This window comes from Halobaculum sp. EA56 (assembly GCF_051195075.1).
Lineage (GTDB): Archaea > Halobacteriota > Halobacteria > Halobacteriales > Haloferacaceae > Halobaculum.
Map to the genome: position 1 here is coordinate 326,195 of NZ_JBNTJX010000003.1, position 22,056 is coordinate 348,250.

The window sequence follows — 22,056 nt, forward strand, 5'->3', positions numbered from 1 at the left end:
GGAGGGGTTCGCATGTCCCCGAGCCCGTCGACGCCGTCGGCGAGGGTCCTCCTCGCGGCCGTCGCGGTCGTCGCGGCCGCGGTGCTGGTCGTCGGCTACGTCGAGGCCGAGCGCGACAGCGAGGGCGTCGCCGGCGACCCCGCCGTCGAGCAGGCGCTGCGCACCGGCGACGACGCCGCGGTCGTCGGGCCCCGCGAGACCGTCACCGTGGTGGCGACCGACTCGAACGCGTTCGTCGCCGACGAGAACGACGGCCCGCGCGCCCGGGCGGAACTGGTCGCGTTCGCCCCCGACGGGAGCGTCTACTACCACCAGAACGGGCACACCCGATACTGGGACGTCGACCCCGTCAAGGGCACCGACGCGACCGTCGAGTTCGTGTACGCCGACCACCTCGCGGCCGACGAGTGCGGCGGGAGCGTCTGCACCCGCAACGGCGTCGAGCGGGTGAACCTGACGACCGGCGAGTCGACCGACGTGTACAGCCGGATCACTCCCGGCAAGCACTCCACCCGCTGGCACGACGTCGACCGGATCGACGACGAGCGCCTGCTCGTGGCCGACATCGCCCGCGACCGGGTGTTCGTCGTGAACACGACGACGGAGCTGATCACCTGGGAGTGGGACGCACAGGCGGCGTTCGACCCGACCGACAGCGGCGGGCCGTTCCCCGCGGACTGGACCCACCTCAACGACGTGGAGTACGTCGAGATCGACGGCCGCGAGGCGGTCATGGTGAGCCTCCGAAACCACGACCAGGTCGCCTTCGTCGACATGGAGCGCGGGCTCCGCGAGGACTGGACGCTCGGGAGCGACGGCGACCACGACACGCTGTACGAGCAGCACAACCCCGACTACATCCCGCCCGAGCGGGGCGGTCCCGCCCTCCTCGTCGCCGACTCCGAGAACGGTCGCGTCGTCGAGTACCAGCGCGAGGACGGCGAGTGGGTGCGCTCGTGGACGTGGAGCGACGACCGCGTGCAGTGGCCCCGCGACGCCGACCGCCTCCCGAACGGCCACACGCTGATCACCGACTCCAACGGCGACCGCGTCGTCGAGGTCGACCGCGAGGGGGAGGTCGTCTGGACGGCCTCGATCGGCTTCCCGTACGAGGCCGAGCGGCTCGGAACGGGCGAGGAGAGCGCCGGGGGCGAGTCGGCCGCGTCGCTGGGGCTCGACTCGCGGACGTTCGACCCCGAGCGGGAGGGCTCCGCGCTCGACCGCGTCGCGGCCGCGGCGCCGCCGACGCTCGTCAACGCCGTCGCGTACGTCCGCCCGCGGTGGGTCGGCCCCGTGGAGGCCGCCGCGGTCCTCGCGCTGCTCGTGTCGGTTCCCGCGCTGGCGCGGATCGAGTACCGGCGTCGCGGCGTCTCCGCGTCGCTGCGGTGGCCCGTCCGGTTCGAGCGCAAATGAGCGGGGGGGACGCCTCTGGCGGGGCGGCGACCGGCCCGTCCGGGACCCCCTCGCGCCTCGCCCGCGTCCGCGCCTCGCTTCCGGTCGACGCCCGCGACCGCCCCTGGCTCGCGCTGTCGCTGGTCCCCGCGGTCGTCGCCGTCGTCGTGTACCTCGCGACCAACCCCTACCCGGCGTACGGCGCCGGCCTGTACGCGCAGATCGCGGGCGAGCTCGCCGCGAACGGCTACCTGCCGCCGGCGCGGATCCCCGGCTACACCGCCGATGGCGTCCCGTTCGCGTATCCGCCGCTGCAGTTCTACCTGTTCGCCGTCCTGCTGGACCTGGGCGCCGACCCGGTCGCGGTCGCCCGACTCCTCCCGAGCGTCGCCGTCGTCGCCGTCGCGGTCCCCGTCTACCTCCTGGGTCGTGACCTCACCTCGTCGCGGCCGGGCGGCGCGGCGGCGGCGACGCTCGTCGCCGTGAACCCGCAGGTGCTGGAGTGGCACGTCTCCGCCGGGGGCGTCGTCCGGGCGTTCGCCTTCCTGTACGCCCTCTCGTCGATCTGCGCCGGCTACCGGGCGTACGCGACCGGGTCGCGCCGCGCGCTCGTCGCCGGGGCGGCCCTGTTCGGACTGACGGCGCTGTCGCACCCGACGTACGCGCTGTTCGTCGTCGCCAGCTACGTCGTCCTGTGGGCGGCGCTCGACCGGTCGCCGGCGGGGCTCCTCCGGGGGCTGGCCGTCGGCCTCGGCGGGACGGCGGTCGCCGCGCCGTGGCTGGTGTGGGCGGTCTCCACCCACGGCGTCTCGACCTTCGCGGCCGCCGCGGGCACCCACGGCGGCGTCGGCGGCGGCGCCGCCCTGCTCGCGGGGGAGATCTCCCCGTTCACGCTGGTGCCCCTCGCCGCGGCCGCCTACCTCCTGGTCCGCGGCGACCGGCTGCTGCCCGCCTGGGTCGTCGTCGCCGAGTTGCTGTTCAAACAGCCGCGGTTCGCCTACACGGTCGGCGCCCTCGCGCTCGCGGCCGTCGCGGTCGACCTCGCGGGCCGGGTCCCGGAGGACGCGCTCGCGCCCGCGACGGCGGCGCTCGCCCGGGTACGGCCGTTCGCCTCCGCTTCCGGGGCCGGATCCGGGTCCGCATCCGTCGCTCCCGAGGGCCGTGTCGTCCTCGCCGCGCTCGCGGTCCTCGTCGCCGCCGCGGGCGGTGGCGTCGCGCTCGGCTACGAGATGACGCGCCCGAGCGACCCGTCCACCCCCGAGTTCGTCGACGGCGACGACCGCGCGGCGATGGCGTGGATCGCGAGCGGGACGCCGCCGGACGCGACGTTCGTCGTCGTCGGCGACGCCGCCGAGTGGCTCCCCGCGCTGGCCGACCGGACGCTGCTCGTCGGGCCGTGGGGGGTGGAGTGGCGCGACCCCGCGGCCTACGAGCGCCACCTGGCGGCGTTCGAGACGCTGTCGCGGTGTCACAGCGCCGCCTGCGTCGAGCGGACGGCCGCCGCCGTCGGCGCCGACCCGGGGTACGTCTACCTCCCGAAGAGGCGGTACACGGTCCGCGGGGAGTCGACGGTCACCTTCGGCACGCTGAACCGCTCGTTCGCGCACGCCGACGGCTGGACGCGCGTGTACGAGAACGACGGCGTGGTGATCTACCGGGCGACGCGGAGCGACGACGGCTGAGCCGGCGGTCGGCGGGGCGCACACGTCACACGTAGCCCGCAAGCGGCGCCGCGAGCGCGAGCGCCCACGCGAGCAGGCCCGCCGCGGCCGTCCGCCGGTCGCCGCGGGCGACGCCGAGCGCGAACAGCCCGAGCGCACAGCAGAGGCCGAGCCGGTGGATCGCCATCCGGATCGGCACGACGCGCACGCCGACGCCCGCGAGGTCGAGCACGACGCCGGTCCCGAGCCCGCCGGCCGCGAGCAGCGCGACCCGTTCGGCCGGGCGCCCCCGCGCGAGCCACGCGACCAGCGCCGGCGGTCCGACCGCCAGCACCGGGTACAGCCCGGCCGCGAGGATCTGCGGGTTCGCCGCGGGGACGGCCTCCTCGACGGCCAGTCCGAGCGAACGCACGCCGAGGATCACCCCCGCGAGCGCGACCGGGAGAGCGACGTCGGCGAGGCTCCGTCGCGCCCGCGCCCGGCCGATCCCGACGCCGACCGCGCCGACGACCGCGAGCGGGCCGGCGAACTCGATGGTCGTCGTCCAGCCGTCGCTCCCGCCGCCCTGGTAGCCGTGATACTCGCGGGCGACCCGCTCGACGAACGGTTCCTCGCGGAGGTCGCGCTCGAGGAAGCGCGCCCCGGGTCGGATCCCGGTCACGGTGTGGCGCATCCGGAACCAGTCCCAGTACTCCGCGTGCGCCTGGATCGCGCTCCAGTCGCCCGAGGGCGCGGGGTACACCCGGATGTGGATCCGGCGGCCGAGGTACGTGCCGGTGCTCAGCTGGTAGTCGGCGCGCACCCACGTTCCCGTGGCGTTCCGGCTCGGCGCGACGTACGTGTACCGCGCGGCGCCGCGGGCGGGCCGCCACGGCGAGGAGTCGGCGGCGACGGACTGGTCTCCCTCGACCTCCGTCCAGTTGCCCTCGGAGCGGTCAACGAGCGCCGTCCTGAACTCCCCCGAGTCGGCCCGGACGACGACGTTGATCGCCAGGGTCCGCCCGTCGACCGACCGGGTCCGGCTGGTGTACGGCCAGAGGTGGTTGTCGGTCCCCTCCGGCGCGAAGAGCGTCTCCGGCGCCGGATCGCGACCCGTGTCGTCCGTCGAGGGGCCGACCGCGGCGCTCGCGAGCACCGCGACGGCCACCACGCCGATGACGACCGCGAGCCGCGTCCGCATGGACGGCAGTCGCTACCCGGTGCGCGCCAATACGTTTGGGGGTGGGGTGGGTGCTCCGTCCGGAGACGGGCGTCCCCCGTCTGGCCTCGGCGGCGCCGGCCGGAGGCCGACCCCGCCGCCCGCCGACCTACTCGTCGTCGACGACGCCGGTGACCATCACCGGGCGACCGCCGTTGAGGATGACCGTCTGCGTGACCGACCCGAACAGGGCCTTCCCCGCCGGCGAGCGCTTGCGCCCGCCGACGACGATGAGGTCCGCGTCCACCTCGTCGCCCACCTCGATGATGGCGTCGGCGGGGTCGCCGCTGGACTCGGTCACGTCGACCTCGACGCCGGCCTCCGTCAGCAGCTCCTCGGCCTCGCGGACCGACGCGACCTGCGTCGCGGAGGCGCCGCTGGGGTTGTCCTGGAAGACGTGAACGATCGTCACCTTCGTGTCGCTCCCGTCGCCCGGGAGCTTCGCGATCTCGCCGGCGGCCGCGCGCGCGTGTTCCTCGTCCTCGTCGACGCCGAGTACTACGTGGTACATAGACCGCACCACTCCCGCACGCGGATTAGTCCTTTCGCCGCCGGCGACTTCGCGGGTCGCGGCCGACGGTCGCTCCGCCGTTTCCCGAGGCCTCACTCACTCCGTTCGCTCGGCCTCGCCGGTTCCGTGGGCGGCTCGGCCCTCCGGACCTCGCCGCCGTCTCCCGAGGTCTCGTTCACTCACTCCGTTCGCTCACTCGACCTCGCCGTTTTGTGGGCGGAGCGGCACGAAGACCGCTCCGCCGTGTTCCCGAGGCCTCGCTCACTGCGTTCGCTCGCCCTCGCTTTCTACCCGCCGGGAGACGTAGATCACGAGCGCCAGCGGCACGCCCAACACCGCGGCGATGGTGACGCCGCCGTAGACGGCGAACCCGAGCGCCGTCGCCGGCAGCGGGATCACCGCGAACAGCGACGGGGCGCTCAGCCCGTCGACGAACGTCGCCACGAGCACGCCGGCGACGGCGCCGACGCCGACGAGGACGGCGTACAGCACGAGGACGATCCGGGGGCCGTCGCGGCGCGCCTGCCCGTCGGACTCCCCCTCGGCGTCGGTCGGGACGGTCACGGTCGTCGCTCCGGGCGGGGCGCGAATAGGGGTTGCGCTCGGCGCTCGCGGGTCGGACGGCGGGGCTTTTGTCCCCGCGTCCCGTGGCTCGGGTATGAGCGATAAGGACCTCCTCGGGATCGTGCTCGGCGGCATCGCCCTGCTCATGTTCGCCACCGGGCTGATCCTCGTGTTCCAGTAGCGACCGGGCGGCCGCCTGTCGGCCCGCTCCGCCGGTCGGGAGGGTCACCCTCGACCGGACACCCGACGCCGTTCTCGGTCCCGCGAGCCGCGGCCGTCGAAGGAGCGGCCGCTCGTCGGTCGAGCCACGACGCGAAACCACACCGGAGAAGCCGCCGCGAACAGCGAGTTCCGGAGCGCGTTACTCGTCGGCGCCGGCGTCGGACTCGGAGTCGACGGTCCCGCCGTCGGTCGCCGCCAGCGAGGTCTCCCGCTTCGCGTCGAACCAGTCCCACTCGGCGGTGTTGAGGTCAGTCGCCTCCAGCCGCCACGGGTCGCCCGACTCGACGCGCTTGCCCTCCATCCAGGAGACCGCGACGTTGTAGACCCAGATGATGCCGCCGACGAGCAGCAGGAACGCCCCGAGCGAGGCCACCTGGTGGAGCGTCGCGAACTGCGGGAGGTAGGTGGCGTACCGGCGCGGCATGCCGCCGTAGCCGAGCAGCACCATCGCGAAGAACGTGATGTTGGTGCCGACCATCCACAGCCAGAAGTGCGCCTTCGCGAGGCTGCGCTGGTACCAGCGCCCGGTGACGAGCGGGAACCAGTAGTAGATGCCCGCCATCCCGGCGAAGGTGATGGCGCCCATCACGATGTAGTGGAAGTGGCCGACGACGTAGTAGGTGTCGTGGAGCACGAGGTCGACGGGGATGGACGCGAGGAACACGCCCGTCACCCCGCCGATGATGAAGTTGCTCACGAAGCCGATGCAGAACAGCATCGGCGCCGTGAGGCGGAGCTTCCCGTTCCACATCGTGGTGATCCAGTTGAACGTCTTCACGGCGGACGGGATGGCGATGGCCAGCGAGACGGCCATGAACGAGGCGCGAAGCCGCGGGTCGATGCCCGTCGAGAACATGTGGTGGGCCCACACGCCGAACGAGAGCACGCCGATGGCCAGCGTGGAGTAGACGACGAACTTGAAGCCGAACAGCTTCCGGCCGGAGAACCGCGGGAGCACGTAGCTCACGATGCCCATCGGCGGGAGCACCAGGATGTAGACTTCGGGGTGGCCGAAGAACCAGAACAGGTGCTGCCAGAGGATGGGACCGCCGCCCTCCACCGCGAAGAACGTCGTCCCGAAGTTGCGGTCGAGCAGTAGCATGACGAGCGCAGAGCCCAGTAGCGGGAACGCGAACAGGATGAGCCCCGACTGGGTGAGGATCGTCCACGAGAAGATGTCGAGGTTGGCCCAGGTGACCTCCTCGGCGCGCTCGGTGAAGATGGTCGCGATGAAGTTGATCGCCCCCATCGTCGCCGAGACGCCGGTGAGGTGCAGGCCCAGCAGCATCAGGTCGACCCCGACGTTCGCCTGGTTGCCGTTGCCGACGCCCGCCGACAGCGGCGTGTACATCGTCCAGGCGGTCTGGGCCGGAATGACGTCCGGAAGCGGGAAGAAGCCCGCCCAGATGAGCAGCGCGCCCGGCGGCAGCAGCCAGAACGCGATGGCGTTGATCCGCGGGAACGCCATGTCGTCGGCGCCGATGACCAGCGGGATGAGGTAGTTCGAGAACGCCGCGATGATGGGCGTCCCGAACAGGAACAGCATGGTGATCCCGTGGCTCGTGAGCAGAGAGTTGTAGAACGTCGCCGAGCCGAGCACGTCAGTCTGCGGCGTGAGCAGTTCGGCGCGCATCAGCACCACCATCAGTCCGCCCACGACGAACGCCACCGTCGCGTACGCGCCGTACAACAGCCCGATGTCCTTGTGATCGACCGTGGTGAACCAGCGGATGAGTCCTGCGGGCTTCTCCGCGTGCCCGTAGCCGGACTCACCGACTGCGCCGCCGCCGGCACCCAGGGGCGTGTACGAGCGCCAGTCCTCGACCCGCGCGAGGAAGGCTGCCACGCCCAGGAGGAACGCCCCCATGAGCACCGTCAGCAGCAGTTGGCCGGTAGTCTCCATGGAAATGCCTCAGCGTCGGACGCACAAGAAAGATTCGGGTTCCCCGTCCGACGCCCCTCGGTTTTGCCGTCTCCGGAGGGGTCGACGCCGCCTACGATCCGTCCGTCGCCGACTCGTCGGCCGTCGCGTCCTCGTCGTCGCCGTCGTCGGCTTCGGCGTCCGCGTCGTCCCCCGCCGCGTCGTCCGCGAGTTCGGCCTCGATCTCCGCCTCGGCCTCGTGTTTCGTGGGGGCGTCGTCCATCGTCGCCTGGCCCTGGAAGTACACCTCCGCGCGCTTCTCGTCGCCGGCGATCGCCTTCCCGGAGACGTACGTCAGGATGGCGAGCGCCACGAACGGGAACGCGAGCAGGCCCATCTGGAGCACCCGCCCGTAGAAGTCGAGGCCCTCGAACGGGTCGATGAGGACGAACGCGACGACGAAGAACAGGATGATGCCCAGCGGGATGACGTTGACCGTCAGATCCAGCAGGGTCTCCCTGTCGAAGATCTCTGCCATGGACGGCCCTTGCACAGCGCGGCCTAATACCTTGTCCATTTCCGCGGGGTGTCGGCCCCGCTCGCTCCCCTCCGTGGGTGTACACGCGGGCAACGGCGCCTCCCGCTCCCCGCGATCCGGCCCCTACACTACAGCGCCGGGTCGGCGTCGCCGGCGAACAGTTCCCCGCCGATGCCCGCGGCGAGCATCAGCACGCCGGCGCCGACCATCGAGTACGCGCGGACGACCAGGTCCGACTCGGTCGTCGCGTCCCAGTACAACAGCGCGACCCCGCCGAGAACGACGAGCACGGCGAGCGCGGCCAGCGCCCGCCAGACGGAGGCGGCGTACTCGGCCTCCCGGAGCATCCCCGCGATGGAGCCGCAGAACAGCAGGAGGCCGCCGACCGCCAGCGGCACGAGGCCGAACAGGATGCCGATCTCCGCGATCGGAAGCCCCAGCGCGACGAACAGCGGCCACGGGCTGGCCCGCCGGTACTCCGCGCTCAGTCCCGGGTTCTCGTCCATACCGGCACGAGGGGCCTGCCCGTCCAAAGCCTGTCGGTCCCGTCGCCCGCCCGGCGCCGCCCCGGGCGGCTCGAACCGTTCAGGGCACGGAGACGCCGTGCCTGGTGAGGTACTCGGAGACGGCCTTGATCTCGACGGGGCTGCCGATGATCCGGCACCAGCCGTCGACGACGAACACCGAGACGGTGAACTCGGACTCGACCGCCGATCGGATCCCCTCCAGCTCGTCGCACGGGAGGACGATCTGCGTGCTGTCTCGGAGACGGGAGGGGTCCGGCATGCAGACTTGCTTGGGCTTCGGCGGTTCCGGAATATAGGCGTACCGAAGTCCGTATCGCCGGTGATACTCGCCGAGGCGAGCGATCTCGGGGGCCGTCCGGCGGATCGCGCCGTCGCCGTCGCCGCTGTCGCCGTCGCCGTCGAGGACAGCGGCCGTCGGTCGAAGGGAAGCGTTTAGGCGCGCGGACGGCGGACCGTCTAGCGATGGGACTGGAGGAGGAGATCGAGGAACTCCGCGAGGAGATCGCCGAAACCCCGTACAACAAGTCGACCGAGGCGCACATCGGTCGGCTGAAGGCGAAGCTCGCGGAGAAGAAGGAGAAGCTGGAGAACCAGTCCTCCGCCGGCGGCGGCCAGGGGTACGCCGTCGAGAAGACCGGCGACGCCACGGTCGCGCTCGTCGGCTTCCCCTCGGTCGGCAAGTCCACCCTGATCAACGCCCTCACGAACGCCGACAGCGAGACCGGCGAGTACGAGTTCACCACCCTCGACGTCAACCCCGGGATGCTCCAGTACCGCGGCGCGAACGTCCAGATCCTCGACGTGCCCGGGCTCATCGAGGGCGCCGCCGGCGGCCGCGGCGGCGGCAAGGAGGTCCTCTCGGTCGTCCGGACCGCCGACCTCGTGGTGTTCATGCTCTCGGTGTTCGAGATCGACCAGTACGAGCGCCTCCGTCACGAGCTGTACGAGAACAAGATCCGCCTCGACACCGACCCGCCGAACATCTCCGTGCGCAAGACGCACAAGGACGGCATCCAGGTGACGATGAGCGACGAGGTGTCGCTCGACGAGGAGACGGTCAAGGACGTCCTCCGGGCCCACGGCTTCGTCAACGCCGACGTGACCATCCCGCACGACCTCACGATCGACGAGCTCATCGACGGCGTGATGGACAACCGCGAGTACGTCCCCTCGCTCGTCACGGTCAACAAGGTCGACCTCATCGACGAGGACTACCTCCCCACCGTCCACGAGGACCTCCGCGAGCACGACATCGACCCCGAGGAGGCGGTGTTCATCTCCGCACAGGAGGAGAAGGGCCTCGACGCCCTGAAGGAGCGCATCTTCGACGAGCTCGGGCTCATCCGCATCTACATGGACAAGCCCGGCCGCGGCGTCGACTACGAGGAGCCGCTCGTGCTCCGCGAGGGCGACACCGTCGGCGACGCCTGCGAGAGACTCGGCGGGAGCTTCGACGAGCGCTTTAAGTTCGCCCGCGTCTCCGGCGACTCGGCCAAACACGACGACCAGCAGGTGGGGAAGGGCCACGAGCTCGCCGACGAGGACGTGCTCCGCATCGTCGCACGGAAGTAGCCGACGCGACGGATCGCGGCTCGCGCCGGCCGGTCCGCCATCGGGTCCGGTTCCCTCCTCGAACCCCCTCCGCTCTGTCCCGTTCCGCCCCCGTACCGTTCCGGTCCGACGACAGCCTCTTGTCGACGCCGGTCGATCGCCGGATTCGATGCCCTCCACACGGCTCGACCGCGGCCAGTGGCTGGTACTCGGACTCGTCTCCCTGATCGTCCTCGGCGCCGTCTGGGCCGGCCTGGGACCGACGGTCCGGTATCACCTTCGCCCCGACAGCGATCCGGCCGCGGTGGCGGCGGCCGACCGGGCGACCGCCGCCGTCGAGACCGTCGACGCCTACCGAGTCGTCGTCGATGGCGAGGCGACGGCGACGCGCGGCGACCGGACCGCGACCGCCACGCTCGACGGCACCGTGTCGGTGAATGCGACCGCCCGGCGGATGCGGATCCACACGACCGCCGACGACGACGACCCGTTCGGCGACGACGCCACGACGCTGACCCTCGACGGCTTCACCGCGTACCGACCCTGTCCGTACTCGCGGTACAGCAACGTCGCGAACGCCTCCTACGCCGTCGACCTCCCGCGGAACCGTTCGTGGCGTGCCTACACGTTCCTCGGCGGGCTCGGCGCGGCGTTCGACGCGGCCAAACTGTACGACGAGGGAGTCGAGTCCGTGGACGGTGAACCCGCCCGCGAGGTCCGGGTCGTGTTGCACCCCGGGCGGACCGACGACCTGGCCCAGCGGACGGCGTCGCTGCCGGGGGCCCACGACGGCTCGCGGATCTCGCCGCTGACGGCGCCCGGAAGCGCGGACGTTCGGGTATGGATCTCGACGGAGTCCGGGCTCCCGCTCCGGTTCGAGATCCGGATCGACCGCTCCCGGCTCGGCGGCGCGGACGTCACTGCGCGGTTCACCTACGACGTGACGTACGAGCCGGCGACGGTGTCGCTGCCGAACCGGACCGTCGCCGACGAGGACGACTGTCCCATGCCGTGAACCGGACCCGCAACCGGGGCGCTCTTTGTCACCGGTGCCCTCCCGAGACCATGCGCCCGCGCCGCGCCCTCGCCGCCGTCCTACTGTGCGGCGTGGTCCCGTGGTCGGTGCAGGTGTTCGCCGACAGCGGCGTCCCCTTCCTCCGGTTCGCGTGGGGCGGGCTCTCGCTCACGCCCGTGGTGTACGCCCGGACGCTCCCCGAGTACCTCGCGCTGTCGGGGTCGCCGCTCCTCGTCCCGTGGGTCCTCGCGGCCCTCTGCTGGCTCCTCGCGGTCGGCTCGGCCGGGCTCGGGTTCGCCGGCCGCGAGGACCCCCGCGTCACCGCCGGCCTGCTCGCGCTCGCGGGCGCGGTGAACCTCTCCGTCGCGCTCCGGTTCGGGGTGCAGCCCCTGCGCACGGGCTACCCGGTCGGGACGCTCGCGCTGTGGGCGGTCGCCGCGTGGCGCTACCGGGCGTGGTCCCGAGATGACCGAACCTCGCTTCCGTGACCGTGAGCGGGCTCTCGCCCGCTCACCCCGTCGTCAGATCGAACGCCGCGACGTGTGCGAGCACCCAGTCCGTCTCCGCCAGCGCTGCCCGAGCCGGGTCGTCGAGGTCGGCTACCGACGCCTCCGCGGGGTCCAGCTCCTCGGCCCACGACGCGAGCAGGTCGTCGACGACCCGCCGGGCCTCGTCGGGGAGCGGATCGAGCAGGAGGCGCGGGGCGTCCGTGGCCCCGTCGGTCGGCGTCGCGGTGCCGACGTACCACGCCTCCGTCGCGAAGAACGCGGCGTCGGTCTGCTCCAGTTCGCGTCCGCGGTACACCGTCCCCTCGTGGCGCACGTAGCCGCCGACGAACTCGGTCCTCGCCCACGTCCCCAGCGGCGTCTCCGGGTACGCGCGCGGCCGGCCGTCGTGGATCGCCTCCAGCGCGAGCGCTCGGCGGTCGGCCGGCAGGTCCGCCACCTCGACCACCTCGGCGTCGGCGGGGGGATCCTCCACCGACGTCGCGCCGAACAGCCACTCGTATCGCGGTCCGCCGTCGAAGTCGAGCGCGTACGCGCCGTCGTCGACAGCGTCGCCCGCGAGCCGGGCGGTCTCGACGTCCGGGAGGACGGGCGTCTTCCCCTCCAACGCCATCCCGTCGTGCGTTCGGACGGGACCGTCGCGTTCCGCGGCACGTTCGAGGAGGCGCGCGAGCGGCCCCGGGTGAACCCTGACGGGCCCGTCGATCGGCACCTCCTCCGCGACCGAGAGTCTGAGCGTCGGGGTGTCCGGTCGGTCTTCGCCGTCCGATCCGTCGTCCGTCGCGCCGTCGACGCTCGTCGCGTCCTCCGCGGTGCCGTCGTCGGTCTGCCCGTCGTCGCGGCCGCCGCCGGCGGAACACCCCGCGAGGGCGACGACGCCGAGGGAGGCCAGGAGGGATCTCCGGTCGTGGGGGACCATACGCGGGGGCTGTCGGCTCGGACGGGATGTGTCTTCTGCCGGTCGCGTCCCCGCTCGACCGCGTCTCCGGTCGGTCGGGCTCCCGCCGGTCAGGCCTCGGCGTCGCCGCCGCGGGGTCGGTCCGTTCGACGGGGTCGCCTCCGGCGTCCGGGTCGCCGTCGGCGGCGAGCCGGCGGACGTTCTCGAAGTAGCGGTCCTGGCGCCACACGTCCCACGCGAGGTCGGTCAGCACGTGGACGTACAGCACGACCGCCATGGAGAGTCCCGCGGCGGCGGCCGTGACGCCGAGGTCGGCGAGCATGCCGCCGGCCAGCCACGCCGCGAGGACCGCGACCGGCGCGAGGACGGCGTGACTCAGGAGGCGCTGGAGCGGCCACAGGTCGCCGGGATCGAACAGCTCCGACTGGTCGAGGACGGCCGCTCGGGGGCTCGCGAGCGCCCGTCGGGCGTTCCGCCAGTCGCCGCGGACGAGGCGGGCCACGAGGAAGTGGTCGAGGTCGATCAGGACGCCCGCGGCCGTCAGGAGGAGCCACGCGCCCGCCGCGACCGCGGGCGTCGCGCCGAGCGGCAGGGCGAGGACCAGGCCCGCGGCGACGACGGCCGAGACCGCCGCGTGGTGTCGGGAGTACACGGTCGACGGCGACGCGCCGGGGAACCAAAACCCTCCGGCTCGCTCCCCGGTCGGTCCCGTGACGCCGTCGCGACCGCCCGCCGAGAATCAATCGCGACATTCGGCGCCGAACCGTTTTGGTCGGGCGGCCGACTCCCCGGACACGAATGGACTCCGACGCGCTCGTGTGTTTCCAACAGGTCCGCCGCGGCTCCGGCGAGCGGTGGTTCAAGGTCTACCGCGTCGACGTGGACTCGCCAGACCCGTTCGTCGACCGCATGGGGACGTACGTCCGCCGGACGCACTTCGACGACGCGGTGACGCCGCCGCACTGGTTCGACACCGGCGGCGGTCCGGTGATGGAGGGACGCCTCGCCGAGCTCGGCGAGAAGCTCGTCCCGTTCTCGACGTTCGACCTGTTCGTCGTCACCCACAAGACCGTCCAGCCGTTCCTCGCGGTGCCGATGGCCGTCGACGTGGTGCCGGTGCTCTCCGACGCTGTCCGGATCCGGGAGTACGACGGCGCCGACTGCGACGTCGGCGGCGCGGACGCGACGCTCGCGCCCGCCGCCGGCGCCGAGCCGACGCGGACGGTCGACGGCGACGCCTTCGCGGCGCCGCTGTCGGGGGAGGCGGGCGAGGGCGGCCGGCTGGAGTGGTTCCACCTGCTCTCGCTGCGGGCGGCGTACCGCCTGCTCGTCGGACCCCGAACCGGCGTCGTCGACGCGGACGGCGACCACCCGACGATGCGCGTGCGGGACGGCGACGGCGTGCTCTGCGTCGACCTGCTCGACGCCGGCGCGCTGAAGCGGCTCAACCGCGACGTGCTGTTCCTCGATTACGCGCCCGACGAGGACGACGACGAGGGCGGCGCGGGAACGCTGGACGGCGCGCTCACCCGCGCGCTGCGAGACACCGCGCGCCTGCGCTGGCGCTTCGCGACCCACCTCTGGCACGTCCGCCACGACGAGACGGACGAGCGGTTCGCGTCGATCGCGCGCAACGAGACCGAGCCGACGTACGAGGACGAGCGCGCGACGACGCGCGCGACGTTCCTTGAGGCGCTGGCCGAGCGCTACGGCGCGGCGCTGGCGCCCTTCTCCGGCGGCTCCTACGGCGCGGCGCTGCGCTGGGAGACGGGCACCCGCGCGGACACCTTCTCGCTGAACGAGTCCCCGACGTTCGACCACGACGACCCGGCGGACGTGGTCGCGCGGGTCGGCCCCGACTTCGTCCCCGAGAAGCGACGGAAGCGGTTCTGAGGGGCCAGCCGGTGGGAGGAGATCGACCGGAACGCGTTTTATGCACGAGATAATATGATCGCGTGCATAATGATCGACCGGGACGACGAACGGGAGTGGCTGCGGTCACGGCTCGACGAGGAGACACGACAGCTCCTCGTGATCTACGGCCGGCGTCGCGTCGGAAAGACGACGCTCGTGACGACGGTCCTCGACGAGTTGTCCGTCCCGTCGGTGTATCACCTCTGCGACCAGCGCGGCCCCGAACGTAACGCGCGGGCGTTCGCACAGCGGTGTGCGGACGCGTTCGACGACGTCGCGCCCGCCGTCGACGGCTTCGTCGACGCGTTCCGGTACCTCGCCCGTCGCGCGGACGGACCGTTCGTCGTCGCGCTGGACGAGTTCTCGTATCTCGTCGAGGAGGACGACACGATCCCGTCGGTTTTCCAGACGATCGTCGACGAGACGCTCGACGGGACGGAGATCTCCATCGTGCTACTCGGCTCGTCTATCTCGATGATGGAGGAGGGCGTGTTGAGCTACGAGAGCCCGCTGTACGGACGGCGAACCGGTCAGTGGCGGCTGGAGCCGCTTACCCTCGGCGGCGTTCCGGGGTTCCTCCCCGAATACGGACCGACGGACCTCGTCCGCGCGTACAGCGTCGTCGGCGGGGTTCCGGCGTACCTCGAACAGTTCGACCCGTCGGCCGACCTCCTCGTGAACGTCGAGCGTCGGGTGCTCGCGAAGGGGTCGTTCCTGTACGAGGAGCCCGAGTTCCTCCTCAGACAGGAACTCCGCGAGCCGACGACGTACATGTCCGTGCTCGAGGCGATCGCCGCGGGGGCGACCAGAGTCACCGAGATCGCCAACGAGATAGACCGGGACGCGAGCACGCTCTCCCGGTATCTCAAGAACCTCGGAGAGTTGGCGCTCGTCGAGCGGGAGACGCCGGTCACCGACCCCGACGGACGCGGGGTGTACCGGATCCGGGACCAGTTCCTCCGCTTCTGGTTTCGATACGTCGCCCCGAACCGAAGCACGCTCGAACAGGGGCGCACCGAACCGGTCCGCGAGGCGATCGCCGAGACGCTCCCGACGCACGTCAGTTGGACGTTCGAGGACGTGTGCCGTCAGGCGATCGCCACGTCAGCGTTTCCCGTGACCTGCTCCCGTGTGGGGCGATGGTGGTACGGAGGCGACGAGATCGACGTCGTCGGGATCGACGAACGAAGCGAGACGCTGCTCCTCGGCGAGTGCAAGTGGACCGAAGATCCCGTCGGGACGGACGTCCTCGACGGACTGGAGGCGCTCGAACCCGAGGTTCGCTGGCACGGTTCGGACCGGACCGTCCAGTACGCCCTGTTCGCGAAGCGTGGGTTCACGCCGGATCTGAAGCGAACTGCGGCCGAACGTGGCGACCTCCACCTGTTCTCCACGGACGACGTCGTCGGGCTGTTTCGTGGACGGTGACTGTGACTCGGTCGCATCCCCCTCCGGTATCCTTTTCGACGGCGCGGGAGTTAGTGACGCGTATGGCGTACACGCTCGACCACGTGATGATGCGGGTGGAGGACGACGAGGAGGCGCTCGACTGGTACACGACCCACCTCGACTACGAGGTGAAAGGCGAGATGGACGGGGGCGACTTCACGAACTACTTCCTCGGCCCCGAGGACATGCACGAGGAGGGCGCGATCCTCGAACTCACCTACAATCACGGCGACCACACCTACGACATGGGCGACGCCTGGGGCCACATCGCCGTCCGCGTCGAGGACGTCGAGGAGGCCTACTACGAGCTGATGGACGAGGGCGTCGAGGACTACCGCCCGCCCGAGGAGAACCCCGGCTACGCGTTCGTGAAGGACCCCGACGGCCACGAGATCGAGATCGTCGAGCGCGACCACGGCGCCCGCTGGTCGATCGACCACACGATGATCCGCGTCGAGGACGCCACCGAGGCGCTCGGCTACTGGACCCGGACGTTCGAGTACGAACACACCGGCCGCTGGGAGGCCGACACGTTCGCGAACTACTTCATGAAGCCCGAGGACGCCGCCGAGGAGGCGATGGCGGTGGAGCTGACGTACAACTACGACGGGCGGACATACGATCTGGGGGACGCGTGGGGGCACCTCTGCGTTCGCGTGGACGACCTGGAGAACGACTGGGAGACGGTGCTGACGCGGGAGTCCGAAGACTATCGCGATCCGGAGTCGTGTGACTACAACTACGCGTTCACGAAGGACCAGGACGGGCACGAGATCGAGTTGATCGAGCGGTAGGGCTCCGTCCACTCCCGCCACCCTCTACCCTGAGCGACATCCTCCGTCCGGGACCGGACTCGACCGGACTGTCTACGCCGGGAACTGTGTCGGCGTGGACGCCGGGACGGAACACGGCTCATGAGGTGGTCGGGATCCCGCGGGGCTCACATGTACCCCAAGTCTTCCAGGTGCTGCTTCAGGTCGTCGTCCTCGATCTCCTCGTTCAGCGCCTCGTTCTCAAGCGGGGCCAAGTTCGAAGCGATCTGGTCCTCAAGCCGACTCACCACTGTCGGCTCCGACGCGGAGCGGTCGTTCTGCTCCGCCGGGTCCGTGCGCCACCGATACAGCTCACGCTCCCCGTCGGCACCGGCGATCAGTTTGTACTCGTCGGTTCGGACGACCTGAACGGGACGACCGCACCCGCTCGCGTCGAATTCAGGATGGTGGCGGGTGATGCCGGTCGGTGCCGTCTCGCCGAGCTCGGCGAATATCGGCCGTTCTTCTTCCGGGTCGTTCCCGTCGAACGGCGATAGCGAGCGCGCGTTCGGTCGATCGACCGACTCGCCGGCCAGATCGAGGAGGGTCGGGAACAGATCCACCAGGGACACCGGCCGGTCGACGGTGATCCCTTGACGCTCGGGTGTCCGTATGACGAGTGGGACGTGCAACACCGGTTCGTACAGCGAGTAGTAGTGTTTTTCCAACCCGTGCTCGCCGAAGTACTCCCCGTGGTCCGCGGTGATGATCACGTAGGTGTTCGACAGTTCGCCCCGCCTGTCGAGCGCGGACAGTAACTCGTCGATCCGGTCGTCCATGTATCGGATCGCTCCGTCGTACCAGGACCGTATCACCTCCCACTCCTCGTCGGTCGGATCCATCTCTCCGGAGATGACCGGGTACTGGTACGAGAGCCGTTGCAGCCGTTCGAAGTCCATCCCGGGCAGGGACTGCCGCTCGCCGAACTCGTCTCCGAACGCCTTCTCGACGAACTGGAACCTCGACCGACGGAGGTTCTCGCAGAACAGACGCTTGTACGGCCTCGGCGGGTTGTACGGGTGGTGAGCGGTCTTCGCGTTGATGAACCCGAAGAACGGGGCGTCCGTCTCACCGATCCACCGATCGAGGGAATCGAACTTGTACATGGTCTTGGTATCGCTCCCCCGCGTCACAGAGAACAGCGTCTGCCTGCGGAGAGATGGATCCCGAAGGAAGGCGGTCGCGAACTCCTTGTCCGGCGAGATTCGGTACGTCTCCTTGAACCGATCGAAGCCCCTGTCGTACCCCCGACTACCTCTGAGGTGTGCCCCGGCACTCACGCCGAACGTCGAGTATCCGGCCCTCTGGAGGGCCTCCGGGAGGGTCTCCACGTCTCTCGGGAGTGTCTGATTTCCCGCGTATACCCCCGATGTCGAGGGGAGTAACCCCGTGAAGAGTGCGGCGTGTGAGGTCCCTGTCCAGTTCGAGTTCGCGAACGCGTTCGTGAACCGGACTCCGTTGTTCGCCATCCGGTCGATGGCGGGCGTCGTTTCCCTTGAGTGCCCGTAACAGGAGAGGTGATCCGCTCTCGTCGCGTCCAGGACGAGAAGGAGAATGTTCGGACGATTCATTACACTACCTGTCGTTGTCGGTTTCTTCAACGTGGCGGTATTCTGGGCCGCCATCACGTTCGTCCTCGGGTTCGGCGATCGAAATCGTGCGGTACTATGGAGATAACTCGTCCAGTATCGACACCAGTTCCGGCTGAATATACGGGACGAACGTGACCACGAGCAACACCAACATCCGGGTGTCCGGACCGTGTTCTCGGAGGGAAGACAGGAACGTGCGTCTCGCACGGTTCGACTCCCGTCCGATGAGTAGCCGCTTTCCGAACCGATAATCTGCCTCCTGCAGCCGCGTATCACGATACCGTTCCAGTTCGGGAAATCGCTTCGCCAGATCGACGATCGCCTTTCGTTCGCTCCGCCAGACCAGTTCCTCGTCCGACGTGAGGGAGTTCCCTCGTTCGTGTTTCACCGCCAGCGGTTCCGATACCTTGACCGGGTCCGTTCTCCGGAGAATGCGGGTCCAGAGATGGGGGTCCTCTCTGGCTTCCAGTTCCTCGTCGAAGCGCTCGTCGAGGAGGAACTCCCGCCGAACGACCACCGTGCGTGACCCGATCCCCGTCCCCTTCTTGAAGTAGTACTCGTGAGGGGGCTCCCCCTTCGGGAACGAGATTCCGGACAACCTGACCTCGTTTCCGTCCTCGGTGATCACGTACTCCTCGGTGAACGAGAATCCGCTCCCCGTCTGTCGAAGTCGATCGACCTGCTTCGATATCTTCCCCTCCAACCACTCGTCGTCGGCATCGAGAAACGCGATAAACTCGCCGCTAGACGCCGAGATGCCCTCGTTTCTCGCCGCGCCCGGGCCTTCCGGTGGCGCGTGCACGTGTCGAACGTTCCGGTGATCCTCGGATAGCTGTGCGGCGACGTCGCTCTCGGCGCTATCGACGAGTACGATCTCTATCGGTGTGTAGTCTTGGAGTTCGACGACGCTCTCGACTGCCCTCGGGAGGTATTCGTCGTCGTCATAGGTCGGGATTATCACCGAAACCAAACCGGATTCGACGGCGGTTCGATCTGACCTCATGTCTCACTGACGGACTTCTCTGGCCGGTTCACATAAGTCCAGAGGGAGCAGCCCACGGCGCTACTGTGTCGGGGACGTCGTTTGTGTGATCTCGATCCGATGAGCAAACATACAAACGGGACCCCCGTGGATACCTCCGTCACGACGTATGGAGAAGCGTATCGCGATCCTGGTCAAGGAATTTCCCCCCGACGTGATCGGCGGGACAGAGACGCAGACCGAGCGGATGGCCCGCGAACTCGGGAAACGAGGGTACGACGTAACGGTGTACACGAAATCGTACGGCGGCTCTTCGAACAACGCGCCGGAGGAATACGACGTCGTTCGACTGTGGAATCTCCGATGGTCTCCTTTCGTAAGCACTCTCACGTTCGTGATCGCCGCGTTCCTCGTGCTTGTGCGTCACCGGAAGCGATACGACGTCCTCCAATGCATGATGATCTACCCGAATGGATACATCGGCTATCTGGTCTCCATCTTGACGAGCGTCCCGTATCTCGCCTGGGTCAGAGGTGGCGACTTCTACTTCATGAAGGAGAACCCGATCAAACGGTTCATGATATCCACCGTGTTGTCCGACACGCTCGTGCTCGTCCAGACCGAACAGGTGAAGCGGGATATTCGACGGGAGTTCGGATCGGGGGTGCTGGAAGTGGTGGGCAACGGCGTCTCGATACCGGACGCATGCGCCGATGGCGAGGCGATCACGTTCGTCGGACGTCTCAAAGAACAGAAAGGCGTCCACAACCTCATCAGGTCGTTGGACGGCCTCGACGAACGCCTCCGTGTCGTCGGTGACGGCCCGGAACGTGCCCGGCTCGAGGAGTTGGCCGCCAGTCTCGATGTCGACGTTCGATTCGTAGGGGAAGTTCCTCCCGACGAGGTCGAGCGGTATCTGCTCGACGCTGGCGTATTCGTCCTCCCCTCGGTCCGAGGGGAGGGGTTACCGAACGCGGTTCTGGAGGCGATGGCGGTCGGCCTGCCGGTGATCGCGACGGATACCGGTGGCGTCTCGGACGTCATCCGTGACGGCGAAAACGGATATCTGGTTCCACCCGACGATGTCGAGATACTCCGCGACCGGATCGAATCGTTCCAGTCTCCAGAGAAGAGGCGGTCGATGGGAGCAAGCGCCCGAACGTTCGTACAGCAGCACTACGCCTGGGATTCGATCGTCGACCAACTCGGCGATGTCTACGAGCGAGTGTAGCTGATCCGGTTCGTCCGTCGTCTCCTCCGACGTCCGGTCACGAGGTTCTCGTCAGGGTGGACCTTCTCCGGTCGGACCGACGATCAGCTGTTCGTCAGAGGTCTACTCCGATCACGGAGGCGGCCTTCTTGCGAACCGGGACCGAGATCGTGAGCAGGACCACGAAGTATACGACTCCCCCGAGGAACACCGTAAGCAAGAGTCCGTAGAATCCGCTGACGACGTTTGCCCGGTCCACCAGTTGGACACTCGCTCCCATTACGACCGCCGCTACTGCCTGGTGTCCGATCTCCCTGTACGGGAGTCTCGTATCGAGGATGCCGTTGAGCACCCACCATGAGTAAAGAAAGCTCACTGACATTGCGATCACGGAGGCTATCGCCGCCCCGATCGCTCCATACTGCCAGATCAACACTATGTTGGCGGCCGTGTTCGTCACGACGAAGACCGTGTTGATTCGAAACGTTCGCTCTGGATAATCCAGCGAGTCGATTACTGCCGTCACGTGCCGCTCGTAGGACCGCACGAACGCGAGCACTCCGAGAACGACCAGAACCGAATACCCCGCCGTGAACTCTTCTCCGTACACCTGCAGGACTTGCTGACCGACGAGCGCTGCGCCGACGATTCCAGGTATCGGGATCACACCAGCGTACACGAATCCCTCCGAAATCAGCGTCCGAATCCGAGCGAGGTCGTTCGCCGAGGACAGATCGGAGATCTCCGGAAATACGTTCGCCGAAATGGCCGTGGAGAGGAGTTCGAAGGTTCGGGTAACGGTCCATGCAACCTGGTATATTCCAACCTGGGAGGGCTGTACGAAGAATCCCAAAACGAAGATGTCCATCCACGAAATGGACTGAGATTTCACCCGACCGAGCCACGAGAACTTCGCGAAGTCGAAGAGGCGTCGAAAATGCTCCCAGGACGGTCGGACGGGCGAGAGGTTTGTTCTTAGGTACAAGTACACCGCCATCCCGATCGTCACTAGGATGATGCTGACGGTGTATCCGGTGTACAGCGCTGTCACGCCGAGCCCCAAGGCTACCAAGCCGGCCTGCGTACCCACTCGCATGACCCGCTCGACGACGTCGAACCAGTTCTTAACGTGAACGCGCTTCGTCCCGTTGAACCCGCTGGCGAGGTTGCTGTGTAACATCGCGAACGCGTAGATCGCCATCACGTATCCGACAGCCTCAACGCCGATGTACTCGTTGACCTCCCGACTAAAAACGGTGAACAGAACGAGAACGAGACCCCCCAGAAGGAAATGAATGACCGTCGAGGCACTCATGTACGCCGATTCCTCGTCGCTCTCGCTGATCCGCTTGATCGTCGCGATCCCGACTCCGAAGTCGGCGGTGATCGCCCACCTGACGAGGCTCACACCGAGTGCGAAGGTTCCTAGGGGACCTGGGCCCAGTTCCCTCGCGAAGTACCACGTACCGACGAACCCGACGACGGTGGTCGCCACGTACGCTAAGCCGGTCAGAAGGACGTTCTTCGTGACTCGCATTCTCAGACCTCCGAACGGAGAGTCCCGCTTCTGAGTACCGACAGTCCGATTCTCAGTAGCATACGTTGAGGGATACGACCGTGTGGAGGATATTACGGCGGTTCACCGGGCACATA

General features: G+C 68.9%; 20 protein-coding genes. 9 read left to right on the forward strand and 11 right to left on the reverse strand.

The window, feature by feature from the left end:
* Window positions 1-12: 12 nt before the first annotated feature.
* Both ACQUQ1_RS07430 and ACQUQ1_RS07435 read left to right on the forward strand, forming a co-directional pair.
* Window positions 13-1,413, forward strand: coding sequence for an aryl-sulfate sulfotransferase (locus ACQUQ1_RS07430; RefSeq protein ID WP_435063635.1), 1,401 nt, complete (start codon window positions 13-15; stop codon window positions 1,411-1,413).
* Window positions 1,410-3,074 carry a glycosyltransferase family 39 protein gene (locus ACQUQ1_RS07435; protein ID WP_435063636.1) on the forward strand — a complete coding sequence of 555 codons (1,665 nt, stop codon included), beginning with the start codon at window positions 1,410-1,412 and terminating at the stop codon, window positions 3,072-3,074. Before ACQUQ1_RS07430 ends, ACQUQ1_RS07435 begins: the two co-directional genes overlap by 4 nt.
* A gap of 25 nt (window positions 3,075-3,099) precedes the next feature.
* On the opposite strand, the gene ACQUQ1_RS07440 is transcribed toward ACQUQ1_RS07435, so the two are convergent.
* The 7 genes from ACQUQ1_RS07440 to ACQUQ1_RS07470 all read right to left on the reverse strand — a co-directional run bounded on the left by ACQUQ1_RS07440 (window position 3,100) and on the right by ACQUQ1_RS07470 (window position 8,733).
* The gene (locus ACQUQ1_RS07440; protein WP_435063637.1) at window positions 3,100-4,233 is read right to left on the reverse strand and encodes a hypothetical protein; all 1,134 of its coding nucleotides are present in this window, start codon (window positions 4,231-4,233) and stop codon (window positions 3,100-3,102) included.
* A 127-nt stretch (window positions 4,234-4,360) separates the two neighbouring features.
* Window positions 4,361-4,762 (reverse strand): universal stress protein, encoded by a 402-nt coding sequence (locus tag ACQUQ1_RS07445; RefSeq protein WP_435063638.1) that lies wholly within the window; start codon window positions 4,760-4,762, stop codon window positions 4,361-4,363.
* Window positions 4,763-5,023: 261 nt separating this feature from the next.
* Window positions 5,024-5,326: a DUF7520 family protein gene (locus tag ACQUQ1_RS07450; RefSeq protein ID WP_435063639.1), complete on the reverse strand. Its 303-nt coding sequence runs from the start codon at window positions 5,324-5,326 to the stop codon at window positions 5,024-5,026.
* A 361-nt stretch (window positions 5,327-5,687) separates the two neighbouring features.
* Window positions 5,688-7,415, reverse strand: coding sequence for a cbb3-type cytochrome c oxidase subunit I (locus tag ACQUQ1_RS07455; RefSeq protein ID WP_435063722.1), 1,728 nt, complete (start codon window positions 7,413-7,415; stop codon window positions 5,688-5,690).
* Between the two features lie 127 nt (window positions 7,416-7,542).
* Complete coding sequence (locus ACQUQ1_RS07460; RefSeq protein WP_435063640.1) at window positions 7,543-7,947, reverse strand: DUF6684 family protein; 405 nt, start codon at window positions 7,945-7,947, stop codon at window positions 7,543-7,545.
* Window positions 7,948-8,075: 128 nt separating this feature from the next.
* Window positions 8,076-8,453, reverse strand: a complete 378-nt coding sequence (locus ACQUQ1_RS07465) for a DUF7541 family protein (protein ID WP_435063641.1) — start codon at window positions 8,451-8,453, stop codon at window positions 8,076-8,078.
* Window positions 8,454-8,532: 79 nt separating this feature from the next.
* Window positions 8,533-8,733, reverse strand: a complete 201-nt coding sequence (locus ACQUQ1_RS07470; RefSeq protein ID WP_435063642.1) for a VNG_1110C family protein — start codon at window positions 8,731-8,733, stop codon at window positions 8,533-8,535.
* Between the two features lie 203 nt (window positions 8,734-8,936).
* Here ACQUQ1_RS07470 and ACQUQ1_RS07475 point away from each other — a divergent pair, with 203 nt between their 5' ends.
* The 3 genes from ACQUQ1_RS07475 to ACQUQ1_RS07485 all read left to right on the forward strand — a co-directional run bounded on the left by ACQUQ1_RS07475 (window position 8,937) and on the right by ACQUQ1_RS07485 (window position 11,528).
* The gene (locus ACQUQ1_RS07475; RefSeq protein WP_435063643.1) at window positions 8,937-10,046 is read left to right on the forward strand and encodes an OBG GTPase family GTP-binding protein; all 1,110 of its coding nucleotides are present in this window, start codon (window positions 8,937-8,939) and stop codon (window positions 10,044-10,046) included.
* Between the two features lie 148 nt (window positions 10,047-10,194).
* Window positions 10,195-11,040, forward strand: a complete 846-nt coding sequence (locus ACQUQ1_RS07480) for a hypothetical protein (RefSeq protein WP_435063644.1) — start codon at window positions 10,195-10,197, stop codon at window positions 11,038-11,040.
* Window positions 11,041-11,090: 50 nt separating this feature from the next.
* Window positions 11,091-11,528 (forward strand): TIGR04206 family protein, encoded by a 438-nt coding sequence (locus ACQUQ1_RS07485; protein WP_435063645.1) that lies wholly within the window; start codon window positions 11,091-11,093, stop codon window positions 11,526-11,528.
* A 22-nt stretch (window positions 11,529-11,550) separates the two neighbouring features.
* On the opposite strand, the gene ACQUQ1_RS07490 is transcribed toward ACQUQ1_RS07485, so the two are convergent.
* On the reverse strand, window positions 11,551-12,465 hold the full coding sequence (locus ACQUQ1_RS07490; protein ID WP_435063646.1) for a hypothetical protein: 915 nt from the start codon (window positions 12,463-12,465) through the stop codon (window positions 11,551-11,553).
* A gap of 777 nt (window positions 12,466-13,242) precedes the next feature.
* Here ACQUQ1_RS07490 and ACQUQ1_RS07495 point away from each other — a divergent pair.
* The 3 genes from ACQUQ1_RS07495 (at window position 13,243) to ACQUQ1_RS07505 (ending at window position 16,601) form a co-directional block, all read left to right on the forward strand.
* Entirely contained in the window at window positions 13,243-14,337 is a 1,095-nt protein-coding gene (locus ACQUQ1_RS07495; protein ID WP_435063647.1) for a hypothetical protein, read from the forward strand.
* Window positions 14,338-14,406: 69 nt separating this feature from the next.
* Complete coding sequence (locus ACQUQ1_RS07500) at window positions 14,407-15,786, forward strand: ATP-binding protein (protein ID WP_435063648.1); 1,380 nt, start codon at window positions 14,407-14,409, stop codon at window positions 15,784-15,786.
* Between the two features lie 62 nt (window positions 15,787-15,848).
* Window positions 15,849-16,601 (forward strand): VOC family protein, encoded by a 753-nt coding sequence (locus ACQUQ1_RS07505; RefSeq protein ID WP_435063649.1) that lies wholly within the window; start codon window positions 15,849-15,851, stop codon window positions 16,599-16,601.
* A gap of 146 nt (window positions 16,602-16,747) precedes the next feature.
* On the opposite strand, the gene ACQUQ1_RS07510 is transcribed toward ACQUQ1_RS07505, so the two are convergent.
* Both ACQUQ1_RS07510 and ACQUQ1_RS07515 read right to left on the reverse strand, forming a co-directional pair.
* Window positions 16,748-18,244 carry a sulfatase family protein gene (locus tag ACQUQ1_RS07510; RefSeq protein ID WP_435063650.1) on the reverse strand — a complete coding sequence of 499 codons (1,497 nt, stop codon included), beginning with the start codon at window positions 18,242-18,244 and terminating at the stop codon, window positions 16,748-16,750.
* Window positions 18,245-18,284: 40 nt separating this feature from the next.
* A complete protein-coding gene (locus ACQUQ1_RS07515) occupies window positions 18,285-19,214 on the reverse strand; it encodes a glycosyltransferase family 2 protein (RefSeq protein WP_435063651.1) in 930 nt (309 codons plus the stop codon).
* A gap of 148 nt (window positions 19,215-19,362) precedes the next feature.
* Here ACQUQ1_RS07515 and ACQUQ1_RS07520 point away from each other — a divergent pair, with 148 nt between their 5' ends.
* The gene (locus ACQUQ1_RS07520) at window positions 19,363-20,424 is read left to right on the forward strand and encodes a glycosyltransferase family 4 protein (protein ID WP_435063652.1); all 1,062 of its coding nucleotides are present in this window, start codon (window positions 19,363-19,365) and stop codon (window positions 20,422-20,424) included.
* A 94-nt stretch (window positions 20,425-20,518) separates the two neighbouring features.
* On the opposite strand, the gene ACQUQ1_RS07525 is transcribed toward ACQUQ1_RS07520, so the two are convergent.
* Window positions 20,519-21,940 (reverse strand): oligosaccharide flippase family protein, encoded by a 1,422-nt coding sequence (locus ACQUQ1_RS07525; protein WP_435063653.1) that lies wholly within the window; start codon window positions 21,938-21,940, stop codon window positions 20,519-20,521.
* Between the last annotated feature and the right edge of the window lie 116 nt (window positions 21,941-22,056).

Excerpts from the sequence above, each read along its gene's own strand:
- ACQUQ1_RS07430 (WP_435063635.1), top strand. The coding sequence starts at position 13 with ATGTCCCCGAGCCCGTCGACGCCGTCGGCGAGGGTCCTCCTCGCGGCC.
- ACQUQ1_RS07435 (WP_435063636.1), top strand. The coding sequence starts at position 1,410 with ATGAGCGGGGGGGACGCCTCTGGCGGGGCGGCGACCGGCCCGTCCGGG.
- ACQUQ1_RS07440 (WP_435063637.1), bottom strand. The coding sequence starts at position 4,233 with ATGCGGACGCGGCTCGCGGTCGTCATCGGCGTGGTGGCCGTCGCGGTG.
- ACQUQ1_RS07445 (WP_435063638.1), bottom strand. The coding sequence starts at position 4,762 with ATGTACCACGTAGTACTCGGCGTCGACGAGGACGAGGAACACGCGCGC.
- ACQUQ1_RS07455 (WP_435063722.1), bottom strand. The coding sequence starts at position 7,415 with ATGGGGGCGTTCCTCCTGGGCGTGGCAGCCTTCCTCGCGCGGGTCGAG.
- ACQUQ1_RS07460 (WP_435063640.1), bottom strand. The coding sequence starts at position 7,947 with ATGGCAGAGATCTTCGACAGGGAGACCCTGCTGGATCTGACGGTCAAC.
- ACQUQ1_RS07465 (WP_435063641.1), bottom strand. The coding sequence starts at position 8,453 with ATGGACGAGAACCCGGGACTGAGCGCGGAGTACCGGCGGGCCAGCCCG.
- ACQUQ1_RS07470 (WP_435063642.1), bottom strand. The coding sequence starts at position 8,733 with ATGCCGGACCCCTCCCGTCTCCGAGACAGCACGCAGATCGTCCTCCCG.
- ACQUQ1_RS07475 (WP_435063643.1), top strand. The coding sequence starts at position 8,937 with ATGGGACTGGAGGAGGAGATCGAGGAACTCCGCGAGGAGATCGCCGAA.
- ACQUQ1_RS07480 (WP_435063644.1), top strand. The coding sequence starts at position 10,195 with ATGCCCTCCACACGGCTCGACCGCGGCCAGTGGCTGGTACTCGGACTC.
- ACQUQ1_RS07485 (WP_435063645.1), top strand. The coding sequence starts at position 11,091 with ATGCGCCCGCGCCGCGCCCTCGCCGCCGTCCTACTGTGCGGCGTGGTC.
- ACQUQ1_RS07490 (WP_435063646.1), bottom strand. The coding sequence starts at position 12,465 with ATGGTCCCCCACGACCGGAGATCCCTCCTGGCCTCCCTCGGCGTCGTC.
- ACQUQ1_RS07495 (WP_435063647.1), top strand. The coding sequence starts at position 13,243 with ATGGACTCCGACGCGCTCGTGTGTTTCCAACAGGTCCGCCGCGGCTCC.
- ACQUQ1_RS07500 (WP_435063648.1), top strand. The coding sequence starts at position 14,407 with ATGATCGACCGGGACGACGAACGGGAGTGGCTGCGGTCACGGCTCGAC.
- ACQUQ1_RS07505 (WP_435063649.1), top strand. The coding sequence starts at position 15,849 with ATGGCGTACACGCTCGACCACGTGATGATGCGGGTGGAGGACGACGAG.
- ACQUQ1_RS07510 (WP_435063650.1), bottom strand. The coding sequence starts at position 18,244 with ATGGCGGCCCAGAATACCGCCACGTTGAAGAAACCGACAACGACAGGT.
- ACQUQ1_RS07515 (WP_435063651.1), bottom strand. The coding sequence starts at position 19,214 with ATGAGGTCAGATCGAACCGCCGTCGAATCCGGTTTGGTTTCGGTGATA.
- ACQUQ1_RS07520 (WP_435063652.1), top strand. The coding sequence starts at position 19,363 with ATGGAGAAGCGTATCGCGATCCTGGTCAAGGAATTTCCCCCCGACGTG.
- ACQUQ1_RS07525 (WP_435063653.1), bottom strand. The coding sequence starts at position 21,940 with ATGCGAGTCACGAAGAACGTCCTTCTGACCGGCTTAGCGTACGTGGCG.